Origin of the sequence: Niallia sp. FSL R7-0271 (genome assembly GCF_038005785.1) — a bacterium.
GTDB lineage: Bacteria > Bacillota > Bacilli > Bacillales > Cytobacillaceae > Niallia.
The window spans coordinates 391009-416820 of the sequence record NZ_JBBOTZ010000001.1 but is presented as its reverse complement, the minus strand read 5'-3'; the positions used below and the strand labels follow the sequence as shown (position 1 = coordinate 416820).

Annotated in this window: 24 protein-coding genes; 6 read left to right on the top strand and 18 right to left on the bottom strand. The window is 39.8% G+C overall.

Annotation, left to right across the window (positions count from 1 at the left end; translation table 11 throughout):
- The first annotated feature begins 330 nt into the window (after window positions 1-330).
- Window positions 331-495: a hypothetical protein gene (locus MKX82_RS02190; RefSeq protein WP_341074772.1), complete on the top strand. Its 165-nt coding sequence runs from the start codon at window positions 331-333 to the stop codon at window positions 493-495.
- Between the two features lie 172 nt (window positions 496-667).
- Here MKX82_RS02190 and rlmD read toward each other — a convergent pair whose 3' ends face one another.
- From rlmD to MKX82_RS02160, 6 genes are all read right to left on the bottom strand, one after another.
- A complete protein-coding gene (rlmD, locus tag MKX82_RS02185) occupies window positions 668-2035 on the bottom strand; it encodes a 23S rRNA (uracil(1939)-C(5))-methyltransferase RlmD (RefSeq protein ID WP_251647187.1) in 1368 nt (455 codons plus the stop codon).
- A 178-nt stretch (window positions 2036-2213) separates the two neighbouring features.
- Entirely contained in the window at window positions 2214-3161 is a 948-nt protein-coding gene (locus MKX82_RS02180; RefSeq protein WP_233316227.1) for a diacylglycerol kinase, read from the bottom strand.
- Window positions 3162-3364: 203 nt separating this feature from the next.
- Window positions 3365-4306, bottom strand: coding sequence for a hypothetical protein (locus MKX82_RS02175; protein WP_341074769.1), 942 nt, complete (start codon window positions 4304-4306; stop codon window positions 3365-3367).
- Between the two features lie 43 nt (window positions 4307-4349).
- The gene (locus tag MKX82_RS02170) at window positions 4350-5441 is read right to left on the bottom strand and encodes a hypothetical protein (protein WP_233316222.1); all 1092 of its coding nucleotides are present in this window, start codon (window positions 5439-5441) and stop codon (window positions 4350-4352) included.
- Window positions 5438-5926: an anti-sigma factor family protein gene (locus tag MKX82_RS02165; protein WP_341074766.1), complete on the bottom strand. Its 489-nt coding sequence runs from the start codon at window positions 5924-5926 to the stop codon at window positions 5438-5440. Before MKX82_RS02165 ends, MKX82_RS02170 begins: the two co-directional genes overlap by 4 nt.
- Complete coding sequence (locus MKX82_RS02160) at window positions 5923-6486, bottom strand: RNA polymerase sigma factor (protein WP_233316218.1); 564 nt, start codon at window positions 6484-6486, stop codon at window positions 5923-5925. Before MKX82_RS02160 ends, MKX82_RS02165 begins: the two co-directional genes overlap by 4 nt.
- 219 nt (window positions 6487-6705) lie before the next feature.
- Here MKX82_RS02160 and MKX82_RS02155 point away from each other — a divergent pair, with 219 nt between their 5' ends.
- Both MKX82_RS02155 and plsY read left to right on the top strand, forming a co-directional pair.
- On the top strand, window positions 6706-8376 hold the full coding sequence (locus MKX82_RS02155; protein ID WP_233316217.1) for a hypothetical protein: 1671 nt from the start codon (window positions 6706-6708) through the stop codon (window positions 8374-8376).
- A 150-nt stretch (window positions 8377-8526) separates the two neighbouring features.
- Window positions 8527-9144: a glycerol-3-phosphate 1-O-acyltransferase PlsY gene (gene plsY, locus MKX82_RS02150; protein ID WP_233316215.1), complete on the top strand. Its 618-nt coding sequence runs from the start codon at window positions 8527-8529 to the stop codon at window positions 9142-9144.
- A 133-nt stretch (window positions 9145-9277) separates the two neighbouring features.
- On the opposite strand, the gene gatB is transcribed toward plsY, so the two are convergent.
- The 3 genes from gatB to gatC are packed head-to-tail and all read right to left on the bottom strand — an operon-like array spanning window position 9278 to window position 12478.
- Window positions 9278-10705: an Asp-tRNA(Asn)/Glu-tRNA(Gln) amidotransferase subunit GatB gene (gene gatB, locus MKX82_RS02145; RefSeq protein ID WP_233316213.1), complete on the bottom strand. Its 1428-nt coding sequence runs from the start codon at window positions 10703-10705 to the stop codon at window positions 9278-9280.
- A 12-nt stretch (window positions 10706-10717) separates the two neighbouring features.
- Window positions 10718-12175, bottom strand: a complete 1458-nt coding sequence (gene gatA, locus MKX82_RS02140) for an Asp-tRNA(Asn)/Glu-tRNA(Gln) amidotransferase subunit GatA (RefSeq protein ID WP_237940622.1) — start codon at window positions 12173-12175, stop codon at window positions 10718-10720.
- A gap of 12 nt (window positions 12176-12187) precedes the next feature.
- On the bottom strand, window positions 12188-12478 hold the full coding sequence (gatC, locus tag MKX82_RS02135; protein WP_233316210.1) for an Asp-tRNA(Asn)/Glu-tRNA(Gln) amidotransferase subunit GatC: 291 nt from the start codon (window positions 12476-12478) through the stop codon (window positions 12188-12190).
- 205 nt (window positions 12479-12683) lie between these two features.
- Between gatC and MKX82_RS02130 the strand changes: the two genes are divergently transcribed.
- Window positions 12684-13121 carry a MarR family winged helix-turn-helix transcriptional regulator gene (locus MKX82_RS02130; protein ID WP_233316208.1) on the top strand — a complete coding sequence of 146 codons (438 nt, stop codon included), beginning with the start codon at window positions 12684-12686 and terminating at the stop codon, window positions 13119-13121.
- Between the two features lie 78 nt (window positions 13122-13199).
- Here the strand turns inward: MKX82_RS02130 and MKX82_RS02125 are convergent, their stop codons facing one another.
- The 9 genes from MKX82_RS02125 to MKX82_RS02085 form a co-directional block, all read right to left on the bottom strand.
- Entirely contained in the window at window positions 13200-13628 is a 429-nt protein-coding gene (locus MKX82_RS02125) for an organic hydroperoxide resistance protein (protein WP_233316206.1), read from the bottom strand.
- 216 nt (window positions 13629-13844) lie between these two features.
- Entirely contained in the window at window positions 13845-14282 is a 438-nt protein-coding gene (locus MKX82_RS02120) for a YueI family protein (protein WP_233316204.1), read from the bottom strand.
- A 127-nt stretch (window positions 14283-14409) separates the two neighbouring features.
- Complete coding sequence (locus tag MKX82_RS02115; RefSeq protein ID WP_237940621.1) at window positions 14410-15579, bottom strand: CamS family sex pheromone protein; 1170 nt, start codon at window positions 15577-15579, stop codon at window positions 14410-14412.
- Between the two features lie 5 nt (window positions 15580-15584).
- Window positions 15585-17600: an NAD-dependent DNA ligase LigA gene (gene ligA / locus MKX82_RS02110; RefSeq protein ID WP_341074758.1), complete on the bottom strand. Its 2016-nt coding sequence runs from the start codon at window positions 17598-17600 to the stop codon at window positions 15585-15587.
- 22 nt (window positions 17601-17622) lie between these two features.
- Window positions 17623-19830, bottom strand: a complete 2208-nt coding sequence (pcrA, locus tag MKX82_RS02105) for a DNA helicase PcrA (protein WP_233316198.1) — start codon at window positions 19828-19830, stop codon at window positions 17623-17625.
- A gap of 54 nt (window positions 19831-19884) precedes the next feature.
- Window positions 19885-20574 carry a heptaprenylglyceryl phosphate synthase gene (locus MKX82_RS02100; RefSeq protein WP_341074756.1) on the bottom strand — a complete coding sequence of 230 codons (690 nt, stop codon included), beginning with the start codon at window positions 20572-20574 and terminating at the stop codon, window positions 19885-19887.
- 243 nt (window positions 20575-20817) lie between these two features.
- Window positions 20818-21135, bottom strand: coding sequence for a YerC/YecD family TrpR-related protein (locus tag MKX82_RS02095; protein WP_237940620.1), 318 nt, complete (start codon window positions 21133-21135; stop codon window positions 20818-20820).
- Window positions 21136-21166: 31 nt separating this feature from the next.
- Entirely contained in the window at window positions 21167-22219 is a 1053-nt protein-coding gene (locus MKX82_RS02090) for a DUF3048 domain-containing protein (RefSeq protein WP_237940619.1), read from the bottom strand.
- Between the two features lie 234 nt (window positions 22220-22453).
- Window positions 22454-24199, bottom strand: a complete 1746-nt coding sequence (locus MKX82_RS02085; RefSeq protein WP_233316194.1) for an adenine deaminase C-terminal domain-containing protein — start codon at window positions 24197-24199, stop codon at window positions 22454-22456.
- 139 nt (window positions 24200-24338) lie between these two features.
- Here MKX82_RS02085 and MKX82_RS02080 point away from each other — a divergent pair, with 139 nt between their 5' ends.
- On the top strand, window positions 24339-24698 hold the full coding sequence (locus MKX82_RS02080; protein WP_233316192.1) for a YgaP-like transmembrane domain: 360 nt from the start codon (window positions 24339-24341) through the stop codon (window positions 24696-24698).
- 203 nt (window positions 24699-24901) lie between these two features.
- Window positions 24902-25792, top strand: coding sequence for an SDR family oxidoreductase (locus tag MKX82_RS02075; RefSeq protein ID WP_233316401.1), 891 nt, complete (start codon window positions 24902-24904; stop codon window positions 25790-25792).
- Window positions 25793-25812 lie beyond the last annotated feature (20 nt).

The window sequence follows — 25812 nt, the reverse complement described above, 5'->3', positions numbered from 1 at the left end:
TAAAGTGATAACCCAAAAATGAAAACCCTTTCAATTTACAGGTTAATTATAAGTTTCTGTATTGGCTCTGTCAATAACTGAATAGCTTTATTTTTCGAGGAATTTCGACTTTTGACCAGAGGCTTCCCTTTAAGTTATCTTGTTGTTCACAGAATAATAAACTACTCATTAACGGAAGCATAGAGGAGGAGAAATGGTTATGAGATATTGAAGATAGATATAGAACGCAAGAATCATTAGATAAGACTAAGAGAAAAATGGGGCACATTTCTTGATGCACAGGTGATTAATTCTTTACTTATCGTATATGAACTCAAGGCGGTGATAGTGATGGCAATAGCTCCAACTAAAAAAATAAGAAGAACAGCAAACATACCTCTTGCAGATGTAAAAAGTCGTTTGTTAAAAGAGCAAAACGAATTAATCATTAGAGAACTGCAAAAAGGAAGATTAGGGGTCTTCGGATGGAAAGAAACAATGGTTTTTAAGCAATAACTCCATAAAAAAATAAATTGTTTCATCCTTACACATTAATCCCTAAGTCTAGTTGCTATTTATGCTGTTAATAGTTCCCCTTTTAAATTCTACATATAGCTCCCCCGCACTTTAAAATTAGATGCATAAAAAAATAAATCCCGGATTTCATGAAAGAAACCCGGGAAGCATTCTATTTTAATACCAACTGCGCAACAGCCTCTACATGCATTGTCTGCGGGAACATATCCACAGGCTGTACTTCAAGTGTTTTATAGCCGCCGTCTTCAAGGACGCGTAAATCTCTTGCTAATGTTGCCGGATTACAGGAAACGTATACGACCTTTTTCGGTTTCATGTCAATGATTGTCTGCAATAGTGCTTCATCACAGCCTTTTCTTGGCGGATCGACTACGAGCACGTCTGCTGTATTCCCTTCCTTATACCAGTTGGGGATAACTTCTTCTGCTTTGCCGACAGCAAAATCCACATTGTGGATATCATTGAGCAAGGCGTTTTTGCCTGCGTCTTCTATTGCTTGGGGAACGATTTCTACACCGAATACCTTTTTCGCTTTTTTAGCGAGGAATAAGGAAATGGTGCCTATACCGCAATAGGCATCAATAACACTTTCTTCTCCTTGCAAATTAGCATATTCGAGCGCCTTTTCATAGAGAACCTTTGTCTGTTCTGGATTCACTTGATAGAAAGAACGGGCAGAAATAGCGAACTTAACATCACCAATATAATCAGTGATTGTTTCTTGTCCCCATAATACCTTAGTCGTATCTCCCATAATTACATTTGTTTTTTTGTTATTCACATTGTGGATAATTGATTTTAAGCCTGGAACAGCTTGTGCAATTTCATCCACAATTTTATTTTTGTTAGTAATTTCATTTGTTCTGGTGATAAGAACAACCATAATTTCACCGGTAACTAACCCGCGGCGGGCCATAATATGACGAAGCTCACCCTTGTGACGCTCTTCATTATATGCCTTTACTCCGTGTTTTTGGCAGATTTCTTTCACTGCTCTTACGACATCATCATTTTCCTCTTGTTGAATAAGGCAAGCTTCCATATTGATAATTTGGTGGCTGCGCTGCTGATAGAAACCGCCTATCAGTCCGCCTTCATGCTCTCCTATCGGCACTTGTGCTTTGTTGCGGTAGCGCCACGGCTCACTCATCCCGATAGTCGGGTGTACAACAGCGTCTATTTTCCCGATTCTTGTAAGAACGTCCTGGACATGCTTATGCTTCATTATAAGCTGGCCTTCATAATTAAGATGCTGAAGCTGGCAGCCGCCGCATTCTTTATAAATAGGACATGGTGCTTCCACTCGGTAAGGGCTTTTTTCCTCCAGCTCGAGCATTCTGCCAAAGCCGTAATTCTTATTCGTTTTAATAACTTTAACTTTTGCTTTTTCTCCAGGAAGTCCATTGGGGATAAACAGTGGATAACCTTCAACTTTTGCTACACCAGAGCCGTCATGTGTCAAATCTTCAAATACTATATCTATTATATCGTTCTTTTGAACGGGCAATGTTCTGCTCATTGTCTACTTCCTTTGCTACATTTATCTTTTAAAAAGTATACCGAACAAATTGTATCATACTTTTCCTGTAATCTATAATCCTTGTTCGTTTTTGGTCAGTTGAAAACAATGGAAAAAAGGGGCTTTTTTGGGGGTTAAAAGAGTGGTGGATAGAGTGAGTCATCCTCACTCTATAGCTTTACTCGTCTGTTTCTTTTACTGCTGTCTCTTTATCAGGACGGTCCTCATCACGGATACTGTCTATTGGAACAAACACTTCAAAATGTCTGTACAAATTAACAAATTCAGCTGGAAGAACCCCGCCAAATTCACCGTCGAGATTTAGTTGAACCTTTTCCTCTGATGTTACTTTAATGTGGTTGGCATTAACATAGATAACGCTTGGATCATTAATATGCTCTCCGCGCAGAGCCAATGTAGCGATTCGAATAAAATCAGCTAAATTTGCCTTTTTCAAGATTAGCAAAGAGAATAGACCATCATTAATGGAAGAGCCTGGCGCAAGTTTCTCAAACCCTCCGACAGAGTTAGTCAGCCCAATTAAAAACAGCATGACTTCTCCCTCAAACAATTTGCCGTCGTATTCTATCTTTACTTTCGTCGCTTTAATGAAAGGCAGCTTTTCCATACCCTTTAAATAATAGGCAAGCTGTCCAAGCATTGTTTTTAACTTGCTTGGCACTTCATAAGAAAGCTCTGTCAAATTGCCTCCGCCGCCAATATTGATGAAGTACTTATCTTCATTCAGCCGTCCGATATCAACAGGAATTGTGTCTCCTTTTGCAATTATATCGGCAGCAGCTTCAATATCTCGGGGGATATGCAAGGCTCTTGCGAAATCATTAGTCGTTCCCACTGGGATAATCCCAAGCTTCGGCCGGTACTCCTGCTCTGCAAGCCCATTTACTACTTCATTAATCGTCCCGTCACCGCCTGCAGCAACAACAAGATCATATCTTCTTTCTACTGCAATCCTTGCCGCTGTTGTAGCGTCCTCTGGACCTGTCGTAGCATGGCAGGATGTTTCATACCCTGCGTTCTCCAGTTTTTTCAGCACCTCCGGTAAATGCTTCTTAAAAGCTTCCCGGCCTGATGTAGGATTATATATAATTCTAGCCCTTTTCATACCCATCATCCTATTTCATAATTTCATGACTTGTTTCTACCATCTAACATCATATACGAAAACTACTTCATTAGGCAATATTTAGTATCCTGCGAAAAATGCTCTGCAGGATTTAGAAATCTGCTATCAATTATACCCTAATAATTGGCGTTCCAACCGCTTTTGCCTGTTTTATAAAATTAAACAAACGTTTGATTAAATTCTTATTTCATATTATTTAAGATCAATGTGTCACTATTGGATACATATATATGATTTTCCGCTTTTCCTTTTTCAAGGGTAGCATTAGGCGTTGTGACTTCCACTTCACTAACTGAATCCGCGTTCCCGTCTATGTCATTATCCAGCTTAGCAAACTTCCAATTCTGGTCCTCTTTATTGTATATGTCCGTATTTTGGACGGAGACACGAACATTATCTGTCTCTCTAATATCCAATCCGATCTCCCCTGTACCTGCTATTTTCCAATCACTGTTCAAATTTCTTGGATTAAGAGAAATATTGCTCCAAAGATCAGCAAGCTCCAGTTGGACATCTGTCGGCACAAGCAGAGTAGCATCCAAACTTGAATAATCTTCATACAATCCTGTTTGATGCGGACGCTCCTTCACCCTAATATACAGTGTATCTCCTTTATCCGTAATGGTAAGATAATCCTCTGCTTTTTCTATCTTTTCGATTGTACTGTCTTGTCTGTATGTACCAAACATGGAGACATTTCTTTCGTTTATTCCTTCAACTCTAAATTGCTCTATGCCGTCACCTTCTACTACGACTCTTTTAATATCCTTGCTTATATCTTGGTTAAAGGCTGGAAGGTCCAATGTTATTGCTTCCTTTTTAATTTCATCTTGAATTAAATCCATAACGCCTGAAGTCTGCAAAAAAACCATGATGACCCCTGCTGTACCTAATATCCCAACGATAACGATGCTGAAAAGGTCAAAATTCAAATATGGCTTCTCTTGCTTGCTAAGGAACAGATACACAAGGATTTCCAACCCAAGGACTACAAGAATGACAGGCCACCACAGCTTTAATGCCGTTGTGATATTCCAATCCAATATTTGCGACAATAACAAGAAAACCCCCAGAAACAAAAGTGACAACCCCATCGAAAATGTTCCAACTCTCCATGTTCTCATTCCGTGCTTCTCCCCCTTTATGCAATCTTTTTTTGCTGACTGCTTATTTGTCTGTATTTTTCTTATTGCCGACAAGCACCCGCAATCCGCCTAGAATAAGAATGATGCAGACTACTCCTGTCTGGAAATAATGATAGAACAAGAATTGCAAATCAATTCCAAGCCATACTTTCAGCCTTGAAGAAAAGGCAGGAAGCAGGATATTAACGATCATGTAATAGAAGCCTACAAGAAGAAGTCCAACTCCAACCCATTTTTGATAATTGGTCAAATAGGCGATAACAGGTGTATCTTCCAGCTCCACTTCTCCTATTTTAGATGCTTTTTGGAGTCCATCGAAAAAGCTGTAGAACCAAATAATCGGAATTAGAAATAGGAAAATCCCTAAGTAAAGCTCATTGATTAAAAAGATTGCAAACAGGAATGCTGCCATCAGCTGCAGCCCCCTTTGCTGCAACCCTAAATAAAGATGGCCGGCTCCTGGAAAAATGGATAAAAAAGTGGCAATGATTTTGCTTTTCTTTCCGTCTTCACGATTTTTTTCAAAGTCTTGGAAAATCGTCTGGTCAACCAATTCCTCTCCATTTTGCTTTTTGGTAAACTGCTGCATCACATCAAAAAATCCATATACCCAAATGACCGGCAGGATAGCAAGAAACAGCAGAAACTCTCCTGCACCTGTCAATATGGAAACAAACAGCACCATGATAATCAGCCCTAAGAAAGTGGACAATAGAGTTATCCCTCGGTACATCAATCCTAATTGAATATGTCCTAAACCAGGCACAAAGGATAAAACAATGGTGTAAAAACGCTGTGATTCTATTGTATTTACAAGCACTGTTCTCTCCGTTCCATCACCTGTCTGACTGCTTGGGAGAACCTGTCTTTTAAAATAGCGGCTAGCTGTAATATAAGTGTCCAAAATGCTTATGCAATAGATGAGAAAGCCAATAAAAATAACGGCTGCAACAACCCCATCCATATATCCAGACATGCTAAACAGAAATATCGAGAATACAGCCAGTCCGAATACAGCTGCTCCATACAAGGACCCTCTTATCCGGTTTCCAATGTAAAATAGTCCGCCTCCCGGAAAGAAAGCTAATATAAATGCGGCAAACGGGTTTTTCATTTTTTCTTTTCCTCCTTCATACTCATACTCCCATCAAATGTATTTAGCCAAGAAAATGTTTTATCAACAAAGCCTACTTTTACCTCTTCCTGTTTCATTGGCATTTCTGCCTTCTGAATGCTTTCAGTATGTTTGATAATCGATTGGAAAACTCCAGTCGTCATCAAAACTAGTGTAATGCTGGCCGCAATTGCGTAGTGAAAGATAGAGGATTGATAGAATGATTTTTTCTTTTTCGGTTTTACAACAGGTATATCCATTAATTCTGCCTGTTCCTGTGTAATTTTTTGCATGATTTGATCTGTGAATGCTTCCACATCCGAAATAGACGGTAGTTCCTGTTCTTGTGCTTCTACTGCTTGGACATACAAATCAAGACAATGATCACATCCATATAGATGGTCTTCCATTTGTGAACGATTACCCTCGTCCAGTTCATCCTTTGCATACTCTAGCCATTGTTCAAAAGAATAGTGTGTTATCATAAGAAATCCTCCTCCTTCCAATGCTTCTTCAACCAGATTCTTGCCCGGTACAGTTTTGTTTCAATTGTTTTGACTTGAACATTTTGCTCTTCTGCCAATTGCTGATAGCTCTTTTCCGCAATATAGTAGCCATAAATAACATCACGGTAGTTATCTGGAATATCGTTGAGCTTTTCTCTTAACAGCTTGCGCTGCTGCCTAATGAGCACTTCTGCTACTACATTGTCTTTTTTTCCTGTATCCAGCTCGATTTGTTCTGTAATGTCCTCTTTTCTTCTTTGCTGTTTTCGCTTAACATCAATCGAATGATTGACAGCAATTCTCGTTATCCAAGTCTTAAATCCTTGGTTTTCATATTTAGGGAGAGAGTAATAAATTTTAAGGAATACTTCCTGTGCAGCATCTTCAGCTTCCTTCTGATCCTTCAGGATGCTGTAAATTGTGCGAAATACATCTTGGCGATACTTCTCGACGAGCTGTCTAAATGCATCATCATCTCCAAGTTTGACTAACTCAATCAACTCTTGATCTGCTATTATTCTCTCCCCCCTTCTAAACATGTTCACATAATAGACGTTATAAAATGCTCAACCCCTACACTAATGTTATATTTTTTTCAATTAATAAGCTTTCCAGCGAGTCATACTTTTTTATAGTAACATTTTTCTGATCTTATAAAGATGTTTTTTGTCGGATTAAGTTAGGAATGATTTATGAAACTATTATGGGGAACATTCCGTATTACAATGGAAGCAATTATCATAAGGAGGTTTATGTTAATGATATATTTATTATCATTGCTCGCGTTAACGCTTAATCCAATTGTTTGGAAAGCTTATTATCGCAGTAAAGTTTTTTTATACACACAGCTTCTGCGCGTCATACTTGGAGCGATTATCATCTTTATTTTAACTTATTTCCAGCTTATCGATTATTCTGTGCAGGCTGCAATTAAGTTTAGCTTATTTTATTTAGCGCTGTTCTTTTTGGCTGACATCATTTATCGGAAAGCAAAAGGATTTTATTACACAAGCTTTCTCGGGATTGCCATGCTGGTCGCAAGTGCTTACTTCCAATTTGTTTATCCTTTGACAATAGCTAATGATAAGTATGATTTTGTAGCAGCAAAGGCCACTGTTGCCAAAGAGCAAGAAGAATCTACAGATGAACAGCATATTGCTGTGGTTCCGGAAAAATACGCAAGGTATCGAAGTGAAAAAAAGCTTGGGGAGCTGTCACATGCCTCCTACTATGACCTCGGGGAATCTACTTTGCAAAAAATCGACGATCATCTTTATTGGGTAACGCCCATTGAATACACAGGCTTCTTTAAATGGATGAAAGATGTGCCTGTTCCTGGATTCGTTAAAATGAGTGCAGAGGATGAAAATAAAGATGCCGTTTTAGTAAAATCAGAAATGACTTATGTTCCATCTGCCTATTTCAACGAAGACTTAAAGCGTCTTGTAAGAAAAAAACACAAGGACTCTGTCCTGCTCGAAGCAAGCTTTGAACCCGATGATAATGATAAGCCCTATTATGTTGTTCCATATGGGGACTACAATAAATTTAGGGAAATTGTCGATGTAAAGGGCATTTATATTATTGACCCAGAAAGCGGGGAAATAAAAGATTATAAGATGAACGAGATTCCTGCATTTATCGATCATGTCATCCCAACAAGTGTAGCGGAAGATTGGAATGAATGGTATGGAAAATATGTGCATGGCTTCTGGAATACTATTTTCTCTAAAGAAGATATAAAGGTGCCAACAGAATGGGAAGACATAGATGAAGTGAATGGAGTGTTCAATAAGGATCTTGCGTTAAACTGGTTTACAGATTTCACTCGTCCTAAATCAGACAGCGGCAGCATGGTCGGCTACTCTCTCATAAATGCCAGAGATGGCAAGCTCACATTCTATGAGAATGCAAATGGATCGTTAAATGGAAAGTCTGCCATCAATGTGGCGGAAAAGACATTCAGAGCGGAAAAATATGAAGCTGGCACGCCTATACTTTATACGATCTATGGCCAGTTTACATGGGTAGTTCCTTTGATGGACAGCAACAACGTGCTGAGACAAATTGTTCTTGTCAACGCCAAGGATGAGAAGGTTTACAGCTACAGCAATGAAAAATCAAAGCTATTTAATGATTATAAATATGCAATTGCTACATTGCTAAAGGACGATAACACAGTTCCTACCGATTTGGCTGATATGAAGGAATTACAAGGGACAATCAGCAATGTCTATAAATCAGAAATGGAAGGCAGCACTGTCGTCCGCTTTATGGTAGATAAAGATAAACGAATATTCCAAGTGTCATCTAATGATTTCCCTTACAGCATCTTCCTAGAAAAAGGGATGAATGTTTCTGTGAAATATATGGATACAGAAGAGGTTGTTGTCAGTGTCCAAGAACTTGTCATGGCAGGATTTGAATAGACTATATTTGTCACAAGAGCCGCCTATCAATTAAAATTGGCGGCTTTTTTGCCGTTTTTTTAAAATCATGTTATTCAGGAACAAGTATACTTTTCTGCTTGCATATACTAACATAGGAAATGGGAATATTTATCATACCGTCAAAGGAGAATGCTTTTGTATACGATATTAATCGCATATTTAATAGGATCTATTCCAGCTGCCATTATAATAGGTAAGATGTTTTTTGGTATCGATATAAGAAAGCACGGCAGCTTTAATCCAGGAGCAACGAACTCTATTCGCGTTCTTGGGAAAAAAGCTGGTCTCGCCGTACTCATCTTCGATATCGGCAAGGGTGCACTAGCTGCAGCTCTTCCAATTTTATTGCACCAGGATATCGATCCGATTTATACAGGTTTGGCGGCTGTAATCGGCCATTGTTTCCCTGTGTTCGCAGGCTTCCGTGGCGGAAAGGCCATCGCCACTACAGCAGGTATGCTGATTGTCGCAAATCCTGTTATGTTCTTGGTTGTCTACTTAACATTTATCGCTGTTATCTGGATAACTAAATATGTATTCCTCGGCAGCATATCTGTCGGAATTACGATATTGCTGTATGCCCTATTCGATGCTACTTTAGAACATGAACTTATATTTATCATCTATCTTTTACTGCTTATATACTTGCACAGATCCAATATTATTAATTTCTTTAATCACACTGAACCGAAAATAAATGATAAAACAATAAAAAAAGACCGCATCGGACCGAAAAAGATTAGCTAAGTATCTTCATTAGGACAAGCTTTGCAAAAAAAGTTCGAAAATTGCCAAGAGAACACTTTTCCTGGGAAATATGCAGAGAAAATGTCGAAATAAATGAAAAAACCAAGAGCAGTTAGCTCTTGGTTTTTCTACATTATCTTTTGTTTATTTCTTGAACAAGCAGCTTGTTGACCATTTGCGGGTTAGCCTGTCCTTTTGTTGCTTTCATGATTTGACCAACAAGGAAGCCGACAGCCTTTTGTTTGCCGTTCTTGAAGTCATCAATTGATTGCGGATTATTGTCCAATGCTTCGGAAATTACCTGAAGGAGAGCTCCTTCATCCGAAATTTGCACTAATCCTTTATCTTTAACGATTTGTTCTGCGTCGCCGCCGTTTTCAATCAGCTCTTTGAACACTTGCTTAGCAATTTTGCTGGAGATTGTCCCATCTTCAATGAGTTTAATCATGCTTGCAAGACTCTCTGGAGTCAGTGCAACATCTGCCAGCTCTTTTCCTTCTGCATTCAAGTATGCTGATACATCACCCATAATCCAGTTAGAGGCAAGCTTAGGATCTGCTTTAGCATTTACTGTCGCTTCAAAGAAATCTGCCATTTCTTTCGTAACAGTCAATACATTAGCATCGTATTCAGGCAAGCCTAATTCTTCTACATATCTCTTCTGACGAGCATCAGGAAGCTCTGGAATTTCCGCACGAATTCTAGCTTTCCAATCTTCATCGATATATAGGTCCATTAAGTCTGGCTCTGGGAAATATCGATAATCATCTGAACCTTCCTTAACACGCATCAATATTGTTGTATTTGCTGCTTCATCATAACGACGTGTTTCCTGCTCTATCACACCGCCGCCAAGAACAACTTCACGCTGACGCTTTTCCTCGTATTCAAGACCTTTTCTAACAAAGTTAAATGAATTTAAGTTCTTCAATTCTGTTTTTGTTCCGAATTCTTCTTGTCCAACAGGGCGAATGGAAATATTCGCATCACAGCGTAAAGAGCCTTCTTCCATCTTACAGTCAGATACTCCAGTATACTGGATGATTGATTTCAGTTTTTCCAGGTATGCATATGCTTCGTTTGGTGTTCTGATATCAGGCTCTGAAACAATCTCAATCAAAGGTGTTCCTTGGCGGTTAAAGTCGACTAGAGAATAACCGTCACCATGGTTCAGCTTTCCAGCATCCTCTTCCATATGAACACGTGTGATTCCGATTCTTTTCTTATAACCGTCCACTTCTATATCGATATAGCCATGCTCACCGATTGGTTTATCAAACTGAGAAATTTGATATGCTTTCGGATTATCTGGATAGAAATAGTTTTTACGGTCAAACTTTGTTTCTGTTGCAATTTGGCAGTTCAATGCCATTGACGCTTTCATACCGTAATCGACAGCTTTTTTGTTCAAGACCGGCAATACGCCTGGATAACCTAAATCGACAACTGTCGTATTTGTATTTGGTGCAGCCCCAAAATGGTTCGGGCTTGCAGAAAATATCTTCGATTCTGTTTTTAATTCCACATGGACTTCAAGTCCTATGACTGTTTCAAATTCCATTTATTTCACCCCTTACAGCGTTGGTTTTTGCTTATGATAGTCCGTTGCTTGTTCAAATGCATATGCCACTTTATAAACAGTTTCTTCATCAAAGTGCTTACCGATAATTTGCAAGCCAAGCGGCAATCCGTTTGTGAATCCGCAAGGAACAGAGATTCCAGGCACTCCAGCAAGGTTTACTGGAATTGTCAGAATGTCATTTGCATACATCGTCAATGGATCATTCACATTTTCACCGATTTTGAATGCTGGTGTTGGGGTTGTAGGTCCTACGATTACATCGTATTTCTCAAATACATCCTCAAAGTCCTTCTTAATAAGTGTGCGGACTTTTTGTGCTTTTTTATAGTAAGCATCATAATAACCAGAGCTCAATGCAAAAGTTCCAAGCATGATTCTGCGTTTCACTTCATCTCCGAAGCCTTCTGCCCTAGTCTTTTTATAGAGTTCAATTAAGCTTCCTGCATCTTCTGCACGGTAGCCGTAGCGGATTCCGTCAAAGCGGGACAAGTTAGCAGAAGCCTCTGAAGAAGACAGCAGATAATAAGTTGCCAACGCATATTTGCTGTGTGGCAATGATACTTCTTCCCATGTTGCTCCAAGCTTTTCTAACACCTTAAGAGCATCAAGCACAGATTGACGCACTTCCTCGCTTACACCTTCGCCTAAGTATTCTTTTGGCACTGCGATTTTCAAGTTCTTAATATCACCTGTTAAGCTCTTCGTAAAGTCCGGAACTGCCACATTTGCTGATGTGCTGTCCATCGGATCTACTCCTGAAATAGCTTTCAGCAAGAAGGCATTGTCTTCAACTGTTCTTGTAATCGGTCCGATTTGGTCTAAAGAAGACGCAAATGCCACAAGACCAAAACGTGAAATACGTCCGTATGTAGGCTTTAAGCCGACAACTCCGCAATACGCAGCCGGCTGTCTGATAGAGCCGCCTGTGTCAGATCCAAGTGAAAACAGAACTTCTCCTGCAGCAACTGCAGCTGCTGATCCGCCTGATGAACCACCTGGCACTCTATCTAAACTCCAAGGGTTCTTTGTGTTCATATAATAGGAGTTTTCTGTTGATGACCCCATCGCGAACTCATCCATATTCAGCTTCCCGATTGTAATCGTGCCTGCATTATGTAATTTCTCCATAACTGTCGCATTGTAGATTGGCTGGAAGTTCTCCAATATGCGGCTAGAACATGTTGTTCTTAAATCCTTAGTGACAATATTATCCTTTATCCCGATTGGCAAACCGAACAGTGGACCTGTCGTTTCACCTGTAGCCAATCTTGCATCAAGCTGCTTCGCCTGATTAAAGGCATTTTCCTCATCTAATGTCATAAAGGCTTGTACTTTTTCATCTACGTCCTTAATTCTCGTGTATGCTTCCTGCACCAAATCTGTAACAGAAAGTTCTTTTTTAAGCAGCATTTCTTGTAAATCTGCCGCTTTTTGATCAAATAAGCTCATCCTCTTCCCTCCTTACTCAATAATTGATGGCACCTTGATCTGGCCGTCCTGATGCTCTGGAGCATTTCGCAGGACATCCTCGATTGGCAGGCCTTTTCCTGCAACATCTTCACGCAATACGTTTTTCGTATCGAGCACATGGGATGTTGGTACAACACCTTCTGTATCCAGCTCATTCAACTGCTCAGCAAATGAAATGATTGCATCAAGCTGTTTCTGAAATTTTTCAGCTTCATCTTCTGTAATCGCAAGCCTCGCAAGGTTTGCAACATGCTTTACTTCTTCTTTTGTAATCCTTGACATAATTGTCACCTCCAAGTACGTTCCATGCAATAATCTGATGATATCAAACAAGCCTCTATTAAGGCAACAAGAACAATGAAGTATTTGTTATCCTTCCAAAAATCTTGCCTTTATAATGCTGCCCCAATTTACTTCATTAGGAAAAAAGCTATAATTGGATTACAATAGTAATATTATTAAGATACTTTAAAGTTGGTGAACTACAATGGCAAATGAAATAGATATGCTTAAACTGGAAAATCAGCTCTGTTTTTTGCTTTACGCCAGTTCAAGAGAAATGACTAAAAAATACAAAACTTTGCTTGAGGATCTTGATGTGACTTATCCTCAATATTTAGTTCTACTGTTATTATGGGAGCATGAGGTGCTAAGTGTGAAAAGCATGGGAGAAGAGCTGTACCTTGATTCAGGCACATTAACTCCAATGTTAAAACGGATGGAACAGAACGGTCTTATCAAGAGGGAACGTTCCCAAGAAGACGAGCGCTCTGTTATGGTATCGTTAACAGAACAAGGCAAAAGCCTTAAAGAAAAAGCAGCCTGCATTCCAGCAGAAATATTCAAGCTTTCTAATAAAGAACCACAGGAATTTAGTCAGTTAAAAAATTCCCTGGCTCATCTTTTACAGCAGCTTGCCAAATAAAAAAGAAGCGTCTTTAAAAAGGCGCTTCTTTTTAGGTATAAAAAAACCATCACATGTAGGCGATGGTTTTTTGATTTATTATGCAGCAATAACTTCAAGTGTAACGTCAATATTGCCTCTAGTTGCTTTAGAGTATGGGCAGAAATTATGTGCTTTATGAACAAGATCTTCTAAAGTAGCTTTATCTACGCCAGTACCTTTGACAGACAATTTAACACCAAGTTTAAAACCTTGATCTGTTGGATCTTTTATCAGGCTGACACTTGCTGTCACTTCTGATTCAAACTTCACACGTTCTTTTCCTGCGATCATCTGAAGAGCTCCATCGAAACAAGCTGCATAGCCTGCTGCAAACAGCTGCTCTGGGTTAGTTGCATCCTCAAGCTGTTTTGCTCTTGGTGTTCCAGGCATTGCTGTTTCTAATTGAATGACATAATCCTCTGATTCTACTCTTCCTTCTCTTCCGCCAACCGCTTTTACAGATGTAGTGAACAATGTTTCTGACATAGTTAAACCCTCCAATTAAATAATGTTTTACACAATTGTATTGTACACAATTTAATTTTACATTACAAGTTATATAACTTACTTTTTTTACATTTCCCATAAATTAACGAAATATCCTGTTGTTTTTTGTATATCACGTGCCTGTCCCTTTTAAACCTCATCTAAAGAAACAAGGGAAAAGAATCAGTATTCTTTTCCCTCTCGCCATAAACCTTATTATCTTTTGAAGAGCTTAGCAAAAAATCCTTTTTTCTCTTTCGGTTCGTCTGCCTTCTTTTCTGCTGAATTTTCTGTTACATAAATATCTTCTTTGTCTACTGCATGGTCATATGCTATCAGCAAACCGATATCACTGTTATAATCGTTATTTGTTACAATTGTATATTCCATGTTTTGCTGATTGGCGATTTTTAAGTACTTAGACAAATAGGAATAATCCAAGTGGCCGTTTAAATAAAGTTTTGCCCCCTTATTGCCTTTAATAGCTTCCTCTGCCTCTTTATAGACATCTGGTTCTCTTACTTGGCTCTGCCTCAAAGCAAGAACAATCCTTTCCCTGATTGTTCCGAGAAACTGCCTTCTTTCTTCAGGCTTTGTTTCTTTAGTGCCGTACATACCTTGCTGCAGGTAATCATCTAAATTTGGATTTGTCATTCTTTCCAACTCCTTATATAGATACTCTTTACCACTATACTAAAAAAATTCCACCTACAGTCATTGAAATTGTTGCAAAAAAAGGAAAATAAAAAAGACTACCCCGTATTGGGATAATCTTTATACCTTACTGATAAATATGAACGAACGGTTCATCCTGACCTGCATCTCTGACTATCAGTGCTTCTTCTCCATTTGCAGAAGTTATGCTAACCTGTACTGCCTGGTTTGTGTCTTTGAAACGATCCATCACTTTCCCAGCTACATATTGGGAGAAACCGATGACTTCTGTCGCTCCATAAAATTGTATCTTCATCTCAATGCTGAGGCTCCGCAGCTTATTGTTTATATAAAATCCTTTGCCGATTACACCATTGAAATTCGGGAAATATTCTTCAATATCATTTTGAAATTTTGAGAAGGCAGCATTTTCTGTTTTATACTGGCTATCATTATTCGGATAAATCACATACTTCTCATTTATACTTTTCCACTCACCTAAAGAAGATTCTCCACTTCCTGCATTCGCATAAGCAATAAAATTGCCTGGTACAACAGAGGACGTCTCTTTTTGTTCAAACAAGGCGATGTTGATTGGTACATTTTCTAAGCCTTCGATTTTTCTGAGCCTTTTGATAACCTCTGCAGCAATTTTCTTCCCTTCTCTTTGAAGTGTTTGCTGACTAATATCTTTCTTTTTTGTAGATCCGTTATTTTTTTCCTGATAATAATAAACCGAATTTAGTGCAAGGCCGATTGTCACACCGCCCAGCTCCAATTTATTTGTTTCTTCATTTTTCACTAAATAATCATGCTCGAGAATATGTGCAAGATATATCGGATCCATCTCTCCACTTTCTGCTTGGCTCTTATCTTCATCAGAAGGATTCAACCCGACATTGTCACTTTCAGACATTTTCTTATCTTTCAGTTCCTTCGCTGTGTACTTTCTGTTCAGCCATGAAGCAACTGTTGAACTATTCAAATACTGCCCCTCTTGAAAATAATAGTTTTCTGTACTGAATGTGTTTTGGGCAACTCGCATCAAACCGCTCTCAAACTCACTGATGTCGTACCTTGAATTCAAATTATTGACGACAAGCCCTCTCGCCTCCGATGTTTTGAAAGGAAGACTCATGCTGTAATACTCATCCGATATTTTGAATTTCGGCAGGATGGCTGTCTCCGTTTCATTATCGCCTGTTTCACTCTTTACTTCCTCTTCTTTCTGGAAGTTGGGGGCACAGGCAGTAAGTAGAAAAACGAGACTGGCTATAAATAAAAAGCTTCTTTTCATCAACATTACACACCTTTAACCTTTAGTTCTTCCAACAGCTTATCCTCATCCCAAACTTCAATTCCCAGCTGTTCTGCTTTCGTCAATTTGCTGCCTGCATCCTCACCGGCGATTACGAGATCTGTTTTTTTGCTGACACTTCCCGTAATCTTCCCGCCTAAAAGCTCGATTTTTTCTTTCGCTTCATTACGGGAAAGCTGCTCTAGTTTACCAGTTAAAACAATTGTTTTTCCGGCAAACACGCTGTCTGAATCCTCAAGTGCAACAGGTCTTGCACCTGTATATTCCATGTTTACTCCAGAAGCTTTAAGCTCCTCAATCAGCTCTGCAGCCTCTTCCTGCTCGAAGAATGCAACAATTGAATCAGCCATTTTATCGCCTATCTCATTAATTGCTTTTAAGTCTTCAACACTCGCATTAGCCAATGCGTCCATATTGCTGAATTCCATCGCAATCGTCTTAGCAGCCTTCGCTCCAACATGACGAATTCCTAACCCAAACAACAGCCTCTCTAAGGAATTACTTTTAGATGCAGCAATAGCATTCAACAAGTTCGTCACAGACTTTTCGCCCATTCTTTCCAGATTAATAAGCTGCTCATATGTAAGCTTATAGAGGTCAGCAACATCTTCAATCAGCTTTTCAGAAAACAGCTGACTAACAACCCTTTCGCCAAGTCCGTCAATATTCATGGCATTGCGGGACACAAAGTGGATTAGCCCTTCTCTTATTTGGGCAGGACATTTAGGATTAATGCAGCGCAGAGCCACTTCTCCTTCAATTCTTACCAGTTCACTGCCGCATTCAGGACATTCAGTCGGCATGATAAAGTCCTGCTCTTCGCCTGTTCGTCTTTCCACAAGAACATTCACGACCTCAGGAATAATGTCGCCCGCTTTTTTTACAACAACACTGTCGCCGATTTTAATATCTTTTTCGCGAATTAAATCTTCATTATGCAAAGATGCCCGTTTGACAGTAGTCCCTGCCACCTTAACAGGGGCAAGCAACGCTGTCGGCGTCAACACACCTGTTCGTCCGATGCTTAGCTCGATATCAAGGAGCTTTGTGACAACCTCTTCAGCAGGGAACTTATAGGCGATTGCCCATCTTGGACTTTTCGCAGTAGTACCTAGCTCGTCTTGCTGCTCCAAGCTGTCAACCTTAATAACAATTCCATCGATTTCATATGGAAGATGAGGGCGCTTATCCTGCCAGCCTTCCACATACTGAAGTACATCCTCAATTGTTGCACAACGCTGTCTTTCTTTATTCGTTTTAAAGCCTAGCTCATCTAACAAATCAAGTCCTTGGCTGTGAGATCGCACACCTGTTTCTCCAGGATCTCCAATCGCATAAAGGAAGATGTCAAGATTTCGGGAAGCCGCAATCCTTGGATCAAGCTGTCTGAGAGAGCCAGCTGCCGCATTCCTTGGGTTGGCAAACGGCTCTTCTCCGTTCTCATCTTTTGCTTTATTCAGTGCTTCAAAGGATTTCTTCGGCATGAAGGCTTCGCCTCGCACTTCAATGCTTACAGGCTGATTTAACCGAAGAGGGATGGAGCGAATTGTCTTTAAGTTCGCTGTAATATCCTCCCCAGTAGTGCCATCACCGCGTGTCGCTCCCAGTTCAAACAATCCCTCTACATAGCGAAGCGACACAGCCAGTCCATCTATCTTCAGCTCACAAACATAAGAAAAGTTGTCTCCAATTGCTTGGCGCACCTTTCTGTCAAAATCACGTAAATCAGCTTCATTAAAGGCATTCCCAAGACTAAGCATCGGTGTCTCATGCTGGACCTTTGAGAACATATCCAAAATTTCCCCTCCAACCCTTTGGGAAGGAGAGTCGCTTGTCTTTAATTCAGGAAATGTTTGTTCCAAATCAACAAGCTCTTTTAAAAGAGCATCATATTCTGCATCGGGAACAGAGGGATTATCAAGTACATGATATTCATAGTTATATTTATTTAAAAGGTTATGCAATTCCTTTACCCTTTTTTCTGCTGCTTGTAGATCCATACTTCCATTCCTTTCTCGTTCATCAGCCTTTTTGGATCGGCGCAAATTTCGCCAATAGTCTCTTTATGCCTACCGGACTTGGGAATGCAATATCAAGCTCCTTGGAGTCTCCGTCTCCCTTAACGCTTACTACCGTACCGGTTCCCCATTTACCGTGAACCGCCTTATCTCCGACATTCCAGCCAATATCCTCTCCACCTGTTGTCCTTGCCGCAGGGCGTATAACTGCTTTTCTTGCTGCAGGTGCTGCAGGTCTGGCACTGAATCTCGATTCGCTCTTTCTTTCTGGAACTCCTTCTAATAAATCTTCTGGTATTTCCTTAATGAAACGGGAAGGAGGATTCATATTCGTACGACCAAACAATGTTCTCATTTGAGCGTTTGTTATGAACAGCTGCTGTTCTGCCCTTGTAATCCCAACATAGGCAAGTCTTCTTTCCTCCTCCATTTCCACTTCCTCCATAAGGGAACGGGAATGCGGGAAAACCCCTTCTTCCAGACCAATCAAGAATACTACTGGAAACTCCAGTCCTTTTGCCGAGTGGAGCGTCATTAGTACAACAGCATCTGCCTGATTGCCGTCATCATCAAGCTTATCGATGTCTGCAACAAGAGCTAAATCTGTCAGGAAGGCAATTAAAGACTTGTCTTCATTCGTGTCCTCAAAGTTTTTCGTAACAGACATGAACTCCTCGATATTCTCAATTCTGCTTTGGGATTCAATCGATTTCTCTGCTTTCAGCGCCTCTAGATAACCAGACTTTTCAATCACTTCCTCCACCAGCTCCGTTACAGACAAGTACTCCTGCATTTCACTGTACTTACGGATGAAGTTGTGGAATTCTGCTACTGATTTTGTGATTTTTGGGCTTAATCCAATTAGCTCAACTGATTCAATCGCATCATACATAGACATATCATGCATTGCTGCAAAATTAGCGATTTTATCGATAGAGCTTGAACCAATCCCTCGTTTCGGCACATTTATGACCCTTTGCAAGCTAATATCATCATCGGGATTTGCAATCAGTCTTAAATAAGCAAGTGTATCTTTAATTTCTTTTCTATCGTAGAACTTTATTCCCCCGACAATGGAATATTCAATATTTGATTTTAGAAGCATTTCTTCCATTACACGAGATTGAGCATTTGTACGGTAAAGAATCGCAATATCAGCCAGTTTTTTTGAGGTTTCTCTTCTGATTTCTTGGATCTTACCAATTACAAATTGTGCTTCCCCTTGCTCACTGTCTGCACGATAGTAATGAATTTTATTTCCATCTTCATTTTCCGTCCACAGATTTTTATCTTTTCTGCCTGTGTTGTTTTCAATAACTTTGTTGGCAGCTTGAAGAATCTTCTTCGTAGAACGGTAGTTTTGCTCAAGCATGACCACCGTTGCGTTCGGGTAATCCTTCTCGAATGAAAGGATGTTGGCAATATCCGCCCCGCGCCAACGATAAATAGACTGGTCAGAATCACCTACAACACAAAGATTGCGGAATCTGCTTGCAAGCAGTTTTACAAGCATATACTGAGATCTATTCGTATCTTGATACTCGTCTACATGAATATACTGGAACTTGCGTTGATAAAATTCAAGAACTTCCGGTACACGCTGGAACAAGTGGATTGTCTGCATAATCAAGTCATCGAAATCCAAAGCGTGGTTCTTTCTTAAACGTCTTTGGTATTCGGTATATACATCACTGGCAATCTGAGCGAAATAATCCCCTGCTGTTTTTGCATATTCCTCTGGTGTAATCAGTTCGTTTTTAGCAGAGCTGATGCTTGCCAATATCGCCCGAGGATCATGTTTCTTCGGATCGATGTTTCTTTCCTTTAAAATTTGCTTTACTACAGACTGTTGGTCTGTCGTATCCAAAATCGTAAAGTTTCTGTTATAGCCGATTCTGTCGATATCCTTCCTCAGGATGCGGACACACATGGAGTGGAATGTGGAAATCCAGATATCCTCGCTCGCGCCGCCAAGCACTCCTGCAATCCTATGTCTCATTTCCTTTGCTGCTTTATTCGTAAATGTTATCGCTAAGATGTTGTATGGATTAACCCCTTTTTCAACCATCAAATAAGCGATTCTTTGTGTAAGCACTCTTGTCTTTCCACTTCCTGCTCCTGCCATTATAAGAAGCGGGCCTTCTGTTGCCTTAACAGCCTTTTGCTGTTCAGGATTTAAACCATTTAATATTTTATCTGTTAAAAATTGCATTATCTCACCGCCATAAGAACATATATTCTATAATACCTTTTTCCGTTTTTGTAATCAATGCAGATTCTTTATTTTCACGGTGCTTAAAGCAGCCGCTATATCATCATAAATAATATTTCCAACAACCACTACATCTGCCTCGAGCGCCATTTTCTGCGCGTCATCCAGTGATCTTATTCCTCCGCCGTAAAAAAGGACAGTATCGGTCAGATTTCTTTTCGCTGCCTTGACAACCTCCACGTCTCCGTAAGAACCGCTGTACTCAAGATAAAAAATAGGCAGGTGCAACATTTTCTCTGCCATCATTGCATATGCAGCAACATCAAGGGCATCGAGGTCGGTATTCGCATCTGTTGCTTTAGCTGCTTTGCAATCACTGTTTAAGATGCAATAGCCTTGGACAAGTATCTCTTCCCAATTCATAATCTCACCATATTCCTTTACTGCTTCATGATGCAGACCTGTCACCCATTTTGTATCCTTGCTGTTTAAGACAGTTGGTATGAAGTAAAGATCAAAACCGGGAGTAATAGCATCGATTGTTGATATTTCTAGTATGCAAGGAACTGTATATCTTCTGACTCGGGACATGATGCTCAGCACATTTTCAAGCGTAACCCCATCTGTCCCGCCAATGATAATCGCATCTGTTCCTGATTCAGCTATTTTCTCTAAATGTTCATCTGAAATTTCTTTATTCGGATCTAATTTAAAAACGTGACGCCACTCACGGATATTGTACATGCAAAAATCCTCCATTCTAACTTCCATTACATCATTATAGCATTTGTCTATGTTACAAAAAAGAAATGAAAGGCGGGAATTATGCATGTAAATATTTGCAGGATATTTCGTTATGAATAACAATAAGTTTCACGTAGTTCTGCTTTATAATAGGACGATTTTGTAAGAGACAATGTTTCAGCAAGCTCAGCTTTTTTAACTAAACAAAAAAGCAGGCAATCATTGCCTGCTCAGGAAAATATCTTATTCACTTTCTTCTTCCGAAGTCTTGTCTTCTTGAATTCTGTCCAATGCCATAACATAGGCGTCATTGCCGTAGTTCAAGCATCTTTTCACACGGGAGATTGTAGCTGTGCTAGCACCAGTTTCTTTTTCAATGCTATGATAGGTATTTCCTTCTCGCAACATTCTTGCAACCTCAAGACGCTGTGAAAGTGATTGAATTTCATTAACTGTGCATAAATCATCGAAAAATTGATAGCATTCTTCTAAATTCTCTAATGAAAGGATGGATTTAAATAGCTGATCCAGCTCTTTCCCTCTTAGTTTATCAATTTGCATTTCATGACCTCCATCGGTTACATATATTAGTTTATTGTGTCTCTAATGAAACGGCTGCGTCTAATCCAGGATCAGAAGGTATGATATTTATCCATGTCTTTCCGGGAACAAGTCCTATTTGCCGGTCACCGTCAAACGGAAGAAGCCGGCCATCTATGTTTTTCCATTCAACCTTATTCCACTTGCCTTTTTGAAGCAAGTAGCCATCTCCACCAGATTGCAAATCTATATCTCGTCTGCCTTTGCTGTCGGCTGTGTGATGTTCTGCTTCCAAAATGAACACATTGCTTACGGCAACAGGCATGCCGGATTCGTAATCCACGGTTTTTTCGCCGTTTGAATACCTGATATACTTTTCAGTGTCTTTATCATAATAGAATAAAGAATTGTACTGTGGGTTCGAACCATAATATATGGATATTTTATTCGCTGCTTCCCCTTGTATTTGGTTTACCTCTTGTTCATTTAAAAAGGTGAGCGGTCTAGGTGATACATCCATATCATAATTATTTTGTTGCGCCCCTTTTAATATATTGCTATAGCTGATATACGAATTATGAGGCGCTTGCCTTTGAGCGGAACGCTGAAACAATGTTCCGTCATACTGCATACCGTTAAGATTATCAATAAAGCCCTCTGTCAACAGCCTCTTTGCTTCCGGACTATAGCCATGCGCAATATAAAGGCCATCATAACCTTTAGCAAGTTCAATATAGTAGTCCCTTGCGCTTCTGACAGGCCCAATCAGCTTTGGAGCCTTGCTCTGATAGATGGCAAGAAACCTTGTTATCTCTCCTTCAGCCAGAACCTCATATACAATATCAGCATCAGTTAAACCAGTCTGCGGCCTTGCTTTCGGATGATTATTCACCATAACGCTGACTGCTCGCTCACTGCTTTTCACATCTGCAGACAGGCCTGTCAGAGGAAATGTATACCCTAAATCCTCCACACTGCCTTCGTCCTTGCCAGCATCACCGCCCTGATGATTTTCATCATGTGTGCCTACACTTTCCGGTTCTTTGCTGCATGCTGTCAATAAAAGAAAAACTGCCGCCAAAAACAATACTATGCTCTTTTTCATAAATCCTCCTAATAGCGCGTTTTTTTTAAACCTGCTAGGAAGAATGGGCGGAAAAACGCTGAAGGCAAACAGTGGTTCTCTGTAAAAATAGGCTAAAAAGGCTGCACTTACTAAGAATACGTACCAGATTGATTTGCTGTTACACGGGCTACAATCAATATTTTATTGCTATATTGTTGCCTTTTTATACATATATCAGAATATTCTCATTTATAAAAGGATCTCTTTTATATTTTAACGCATTATTGACGGAAAGAGTACATTTTTATTCATGACATCATATAAACCTCTCTGGGTAATTCTTATATACGGTAGATGGGTAGCGGAAAAGAAAACAAGCGTATATATTGGATCGTCAAAAGGAAAGCCAGCATCCTTAATATATTGTAATAACTTTTTTTCTGTCTTAATCAATTCATTAACAGACATATCAGCCATTACACCTTTTAAAGGCAGCGGCAGCTCTAAAGCCAATTGGCCGTCCTTGTATATGACAATTCCTCCGCCTATCTCTTTCATCCTATTGAAAGCCTTTATCATGTCTTTCTGATTTTTTCCTAAGAGGATAATATCTCCATCGCCTGTATAAGAGCTTGCCAAACCGCCTATTTCCTTCGAGAATCCTTTAAGAAGTGTGTTTATTCTCCAATTTCCGTTTCTTCCTAACAGCATAAAGAAACACTCATCATGATTTTGGGAAAGCGCCTCACCAGATACATCAATGGAAATGGAGTATGGTTTTGTGATAACAGAGTTTTCAAGCTTTATTCCGAATGGCATGGAGAATTGCATATCGTCATAAGTCAATTCCCAGTCCAGCTTTAATGGCTCAAAACCAAATTCCACCCAATCAATGGAAGGGTACGCTTCTGTCACTATCTCACCTGCCCGCTTTACCCAGACTCCTTTTGCCAAAACAGAGTGAGGTGTTGGATCAGCGATGTCCTTTAGGAAATTAATATTAGCGACTCTGCCAGTCGCAATATTTCCGTGCAGGTGCTCAATATTGTAGTATCTTGCAATATTTATGGTTGCCATATTATAGGCATCCACAGAAGGAATTCCTTGTTCCATTGCTATGCGGATAAGCTGGTCAATATGCCCGCTTTCATAAAAATAGGACGGAGACCCATCTGTTGTCAGCATGCATTTATCAAACTGGCTGATTCCAAGCTCCTTCATTTCTTTGACAAGCTTTGGCAAATCAGGGCGTATAGATGAGTATCTGAGACTGACCATATAACCTTGCATCAGCCGGTCAAGCACTTCCTTGCCTGTCATTGCCTCATGATCACTGTCAACTCCAAGCAGCATCAGCTTTGCTAATGTTTTTTCCGATGCTCCGGGAAAATGTCCCTCTACTTGCTTTCGCATCCGTTTCGTCTCTTGAATCCAATGGAGCATCATATCATCACCATCCAACAGTTGCGGCCAACCGCTAAGCTCCCCACCTTGAATGACAGCATCATGCTCAAGCCAGCTTTTAACATTGCTGTGGGAGAATACTTTTTCCTCTTCTGCAAGCTCTGTCTGAGAATCATACCGGCACCACCAAAACATTGACGTTGGAAGGTTCCGCATCTGACTCATAAAAGAAAACGCTTTCTTTTTTTCTAACTGCAAAGCCAATAGAAGGTTATCATTTATGAGCGTTGTTGTTCCAAATTGAGATGTATATTGAGCAAGTGTAAGGGGATTATATATTTGAAAAGGATGGGAATGCGGTTCTATATAGCCCGGCACTAAATATTGACCATCACAATCAATAATTTCACTGCCGCGGACATTTCCAGGCATCTCTTGCCCGACATAAATGATTCTATCTTGGTATATCCAAATGTTTGCACAAATCCATTTTCGCAAAATCTGATTAAGATATTTTGCGTTTTGCAATATGATGGATGGCGCAATTTCGCCATTTAGGACGGAAACATGTTTTCTTAACAATTTGTTTTTCCAACGGTAACGTTGCTCTAACATTGTTTTCTCCCCTTTGTATTTGCAGCTTTTGTTTTTATTTTAAAAAAATGGAAATGTTTATCATTAAAATCATTTTATCACAGAAAGATTTTTCTAATATTACTATTACGTTAAATTTTCTAAGGAGGCTGTTTTTATTATGAACCCTAAGCAAAATATCAGCTTGATAAATGCAATGATTCGCATCACACTTGGCTTTACCTTTTTAGCCTGGAGCACAGCTAAGCTCGCAAAAAGACCTAATCAGCAATCCTATTTATGGATAGCTATGCTTGCTGGAATGAAAATCGCAGAAGGAATTGTGCGTTATTGTCCGATTGTTGCTCTATTTGACAACAGTAAGGGACATACACCTAAAAAAGACAATGAGCACACTGCCCACAAGGAAAATAAGGAAAAACCTAAGGATAGTGAAAAAGCTTCTCCTGCGGACATTCAAAACATCATGAGCGAATTTAATCCTGCAACCATCTTTTCACCTGAGGATATGAAAAAATAAACCACTAATGCCTGCAGCCTTGCTAGCCTGCAGGCTTCTTATTGTATTCGTAAATAATATGCAAAAGACTCATTATCCATACCTCTTACTTTTATTTCTCTTTGTAATTTTTCACCAAAGTATTGTTTATTGTTGTGTATGATTGGGAATCCAAATAGAGAAGCATGAAAAAAGAGTAAACGGAAATAAAACAAAAAGGAGAGATTGCATTGTCTAATCTAAACAATCCATTAGAACAATACTTTACAGGAGACTTCCCTAAGCAATATCAGGACCCGCCAGGACTGCAGCAAAAAATGGAGCCAGTGCCTGACTGCGGAGAAAAAAGCTACAAAGGAAATGGCAGATTGACAAACCGCAAAGCTCTTGTAACCGGAGGAGATTCTGGTATCGGCCGTGCAGCTGCTATTGCTTATGCTCGAGAAGGGGCAGATGTCGCAATCAATTATCTGCCAGAAGAACAGCCCGATGCAGAAGAAGTAAAGGAACTGATTGAAGCGGAAGGACGAAAAGCTGTTCTTATCCCTGGTGATTTAAGTGATGAGGCTTTTTGTGGTGAATTAGTTAAAAAAGCATATGATGAGCTCGGCGGTCTTGATGTGCTGGCATTAGTAGCAGGCAAGCAGCAAGCAGTTGAAGATATTGCTGATTTGACGACAGAACAGCTTCGAAGCACATTTGAAATTAATGTATTTTCATTGTTCTGGGTTGTAAAAGCAGCGTTGCCACTTCTGCCAAAAGGGGCTTCCATTATTACGACTACTTCTGTTCAAGGCTATAATCCAAGCCCGAACCTGCTTGATTACGCTTCTACTAAATTTGCGATTACCGGATTTACACGCGGGTTGGCTAAACAAGTTGCCTCAAAAGGCATTCGTGTAAATACGGTGGCACCAGGTCCAATTTGGACAGCATTGCAGGTTACTGGAGGACAGCCTAGTGACAAAATTCCACAATTTGGTCAAAATACACCGTTGCAGCGAAGCGGACAGCCTGTTGAATTGTCTTCCGTATATGTGTTCCTTGCATCTGAGGAATCAAGCTACGTAACAGCACAAGTATATGGAATTACAGGCGGTATTGAACTAGCCTAACAAAAAAAGATCCCAACTGG

Coding starts and splice junctions, on each gene's coding strand:
- MKX82_RS02155 (WP_233316217.1), top strand. CDS start 6,706: ATGATATATTTATTATCATTGCTCGCGTTAACGCTTAATCCAATTGTT.
- MKX82_RS02130 (WP_233316208.1), top strand. CDS start 12,684: ATGGCAAATGAAATAGATATGCTTAAACTGGAAAATCAGCTCTGTTTT.
- MKX82_RS02090 (WP_237940619.1), bottom strand. CDS start 22,219: ATGAAAAAGAGCATAGTATTGTTTTTGGCGGCAGTTTTTCTTTTATTG.
- rlmD (WP_251647187.1), bottom strand. CDS start 2,035: ATGAGCAGAACATTGCCCGTTCAAAAGAACGATATAATAGATATAGTA.
- MKX82_RS02180 (WP_233316227.1), bottom strand. CDS start 3,161: ATGAAAAGGGCTAGAATTATATATAATCCTACATCAGGCCGGGAAGCT.
- MKX82_RS02095 (WP_237940620.1), bottom strand. CDS start 21,135: ATGCAAATTGATAAACTAAGAGGGAAAGAGCTGGATCAGCTATTTAAA.
- MKX82_RS02115 (WP_237940621.1), bottom strand. CDS start 15,579: ATGAAAAGAAGCTTTTTATTTATAGCCAGTCTCGTTTTTCTACTTACT.
- gatA (WP_237940622.1), bottom strand. CDS start 12,175: ATGAGCTTATTTGATCAAAAAGCGGCAGATTTACAAGAAATGCTGCTT.
- MKX82_RS02125 (WP_233316206.1), bottom strand. CDS start 13,628: ATGTCAGAAACATTGTTCACTACATCTGTAAAAGCGGTTGGCGGAAGA.
- MKX82_RS02175 (WP_341074769.1), bottom strand. CDS start 4,306: ATGAGAACATGGAGAGTTGGAACATTTTCGATGGGGTTGTCACTTTTG.
- MKX82_RS02100 (WP_341074756.1), bottom strand. CDS start 20,574: ATGTACAATATCCGTGAGTGGCGTCACGTTTTTAAATTAGATCCGAAT.
- MKX82_RS02160 (WP_233316218.1), bottom strand. CDS start 6,486: ATGTTTAGAAGGGGGGAGAGAATAATAGCAGATCAAGAGTTGATTGAG.
- MKX82_RS02085 (WP_233316194.1), bottom strand. CDS start 24,199: ATGTTAGAGCAACGTTACCGTTGGAAAAACAAATTGTTAAGAAAACAT.
- pcrA (WP_233316198.1), bottom strand. CDS start 19,830: ATGCAATTTTTAACAGATAAAATATTAAATGGTTTAAATCCTGAACAG.
- gatC (WP_233316210.1), bottom strand. CDS start 12,478: ATGTCAAGGATTACAAAAGAAGAAGTAAAGCATGTTGCAAACCTTGCG.
- ligA (WP_341074758.1), bottom strand. CDS start 17,600: ATGGATCTACAAGCAGCAGAAAAAAGGGTAAAGGAATTGCATAACCTT.
- MKX82_RS02080 (WP_233316192.1), top strand. CDS start 24,339: ATGAACCCTAAGCAAAATATCAGCTTGATAAATGCAATGATTCGCATC.
- gatB (WP_233316213.1), bottom strand. CDS start 10,705: ATGGAATTTGAAACAGTCATAGGACTTGAAGTCCATGTGGAATTAAAA.
- plsY (WP_233316215.1), top strand. CDS start 8,527: ATGCTTTTGTATACGATATTAATCGCATATTTAATAGGATCTATTCCA.
- MKX82_RS02170 (WP_233316222.1), bottom strand. CDS start 5,441: ATGAAAAACCCGTTTGCCGCATTTATATTAGCTTTCTTTCCGGGAGGC.
- MKX82_RS02120 (WP_233316204.1), bottom strand. CDS start 14,282: ATGACAAATCCAAATTTAGATGATTACCTGCAGCAAGGTATGTACGGC.
- MKX82_RS02165 (WP_341074766.1), bottom strand. CDS start 5,926: ATGATAACACACTATTCTTTTGAACAATGGCTAGAGTATGCAAAGGAT.
- MKX82_RS02190 (WP_341074772.1), top strand. CDS start 331: ATGGCAATAGCTCCAACTAAAAAAATAAGAAGAACAGCAAACATACCT.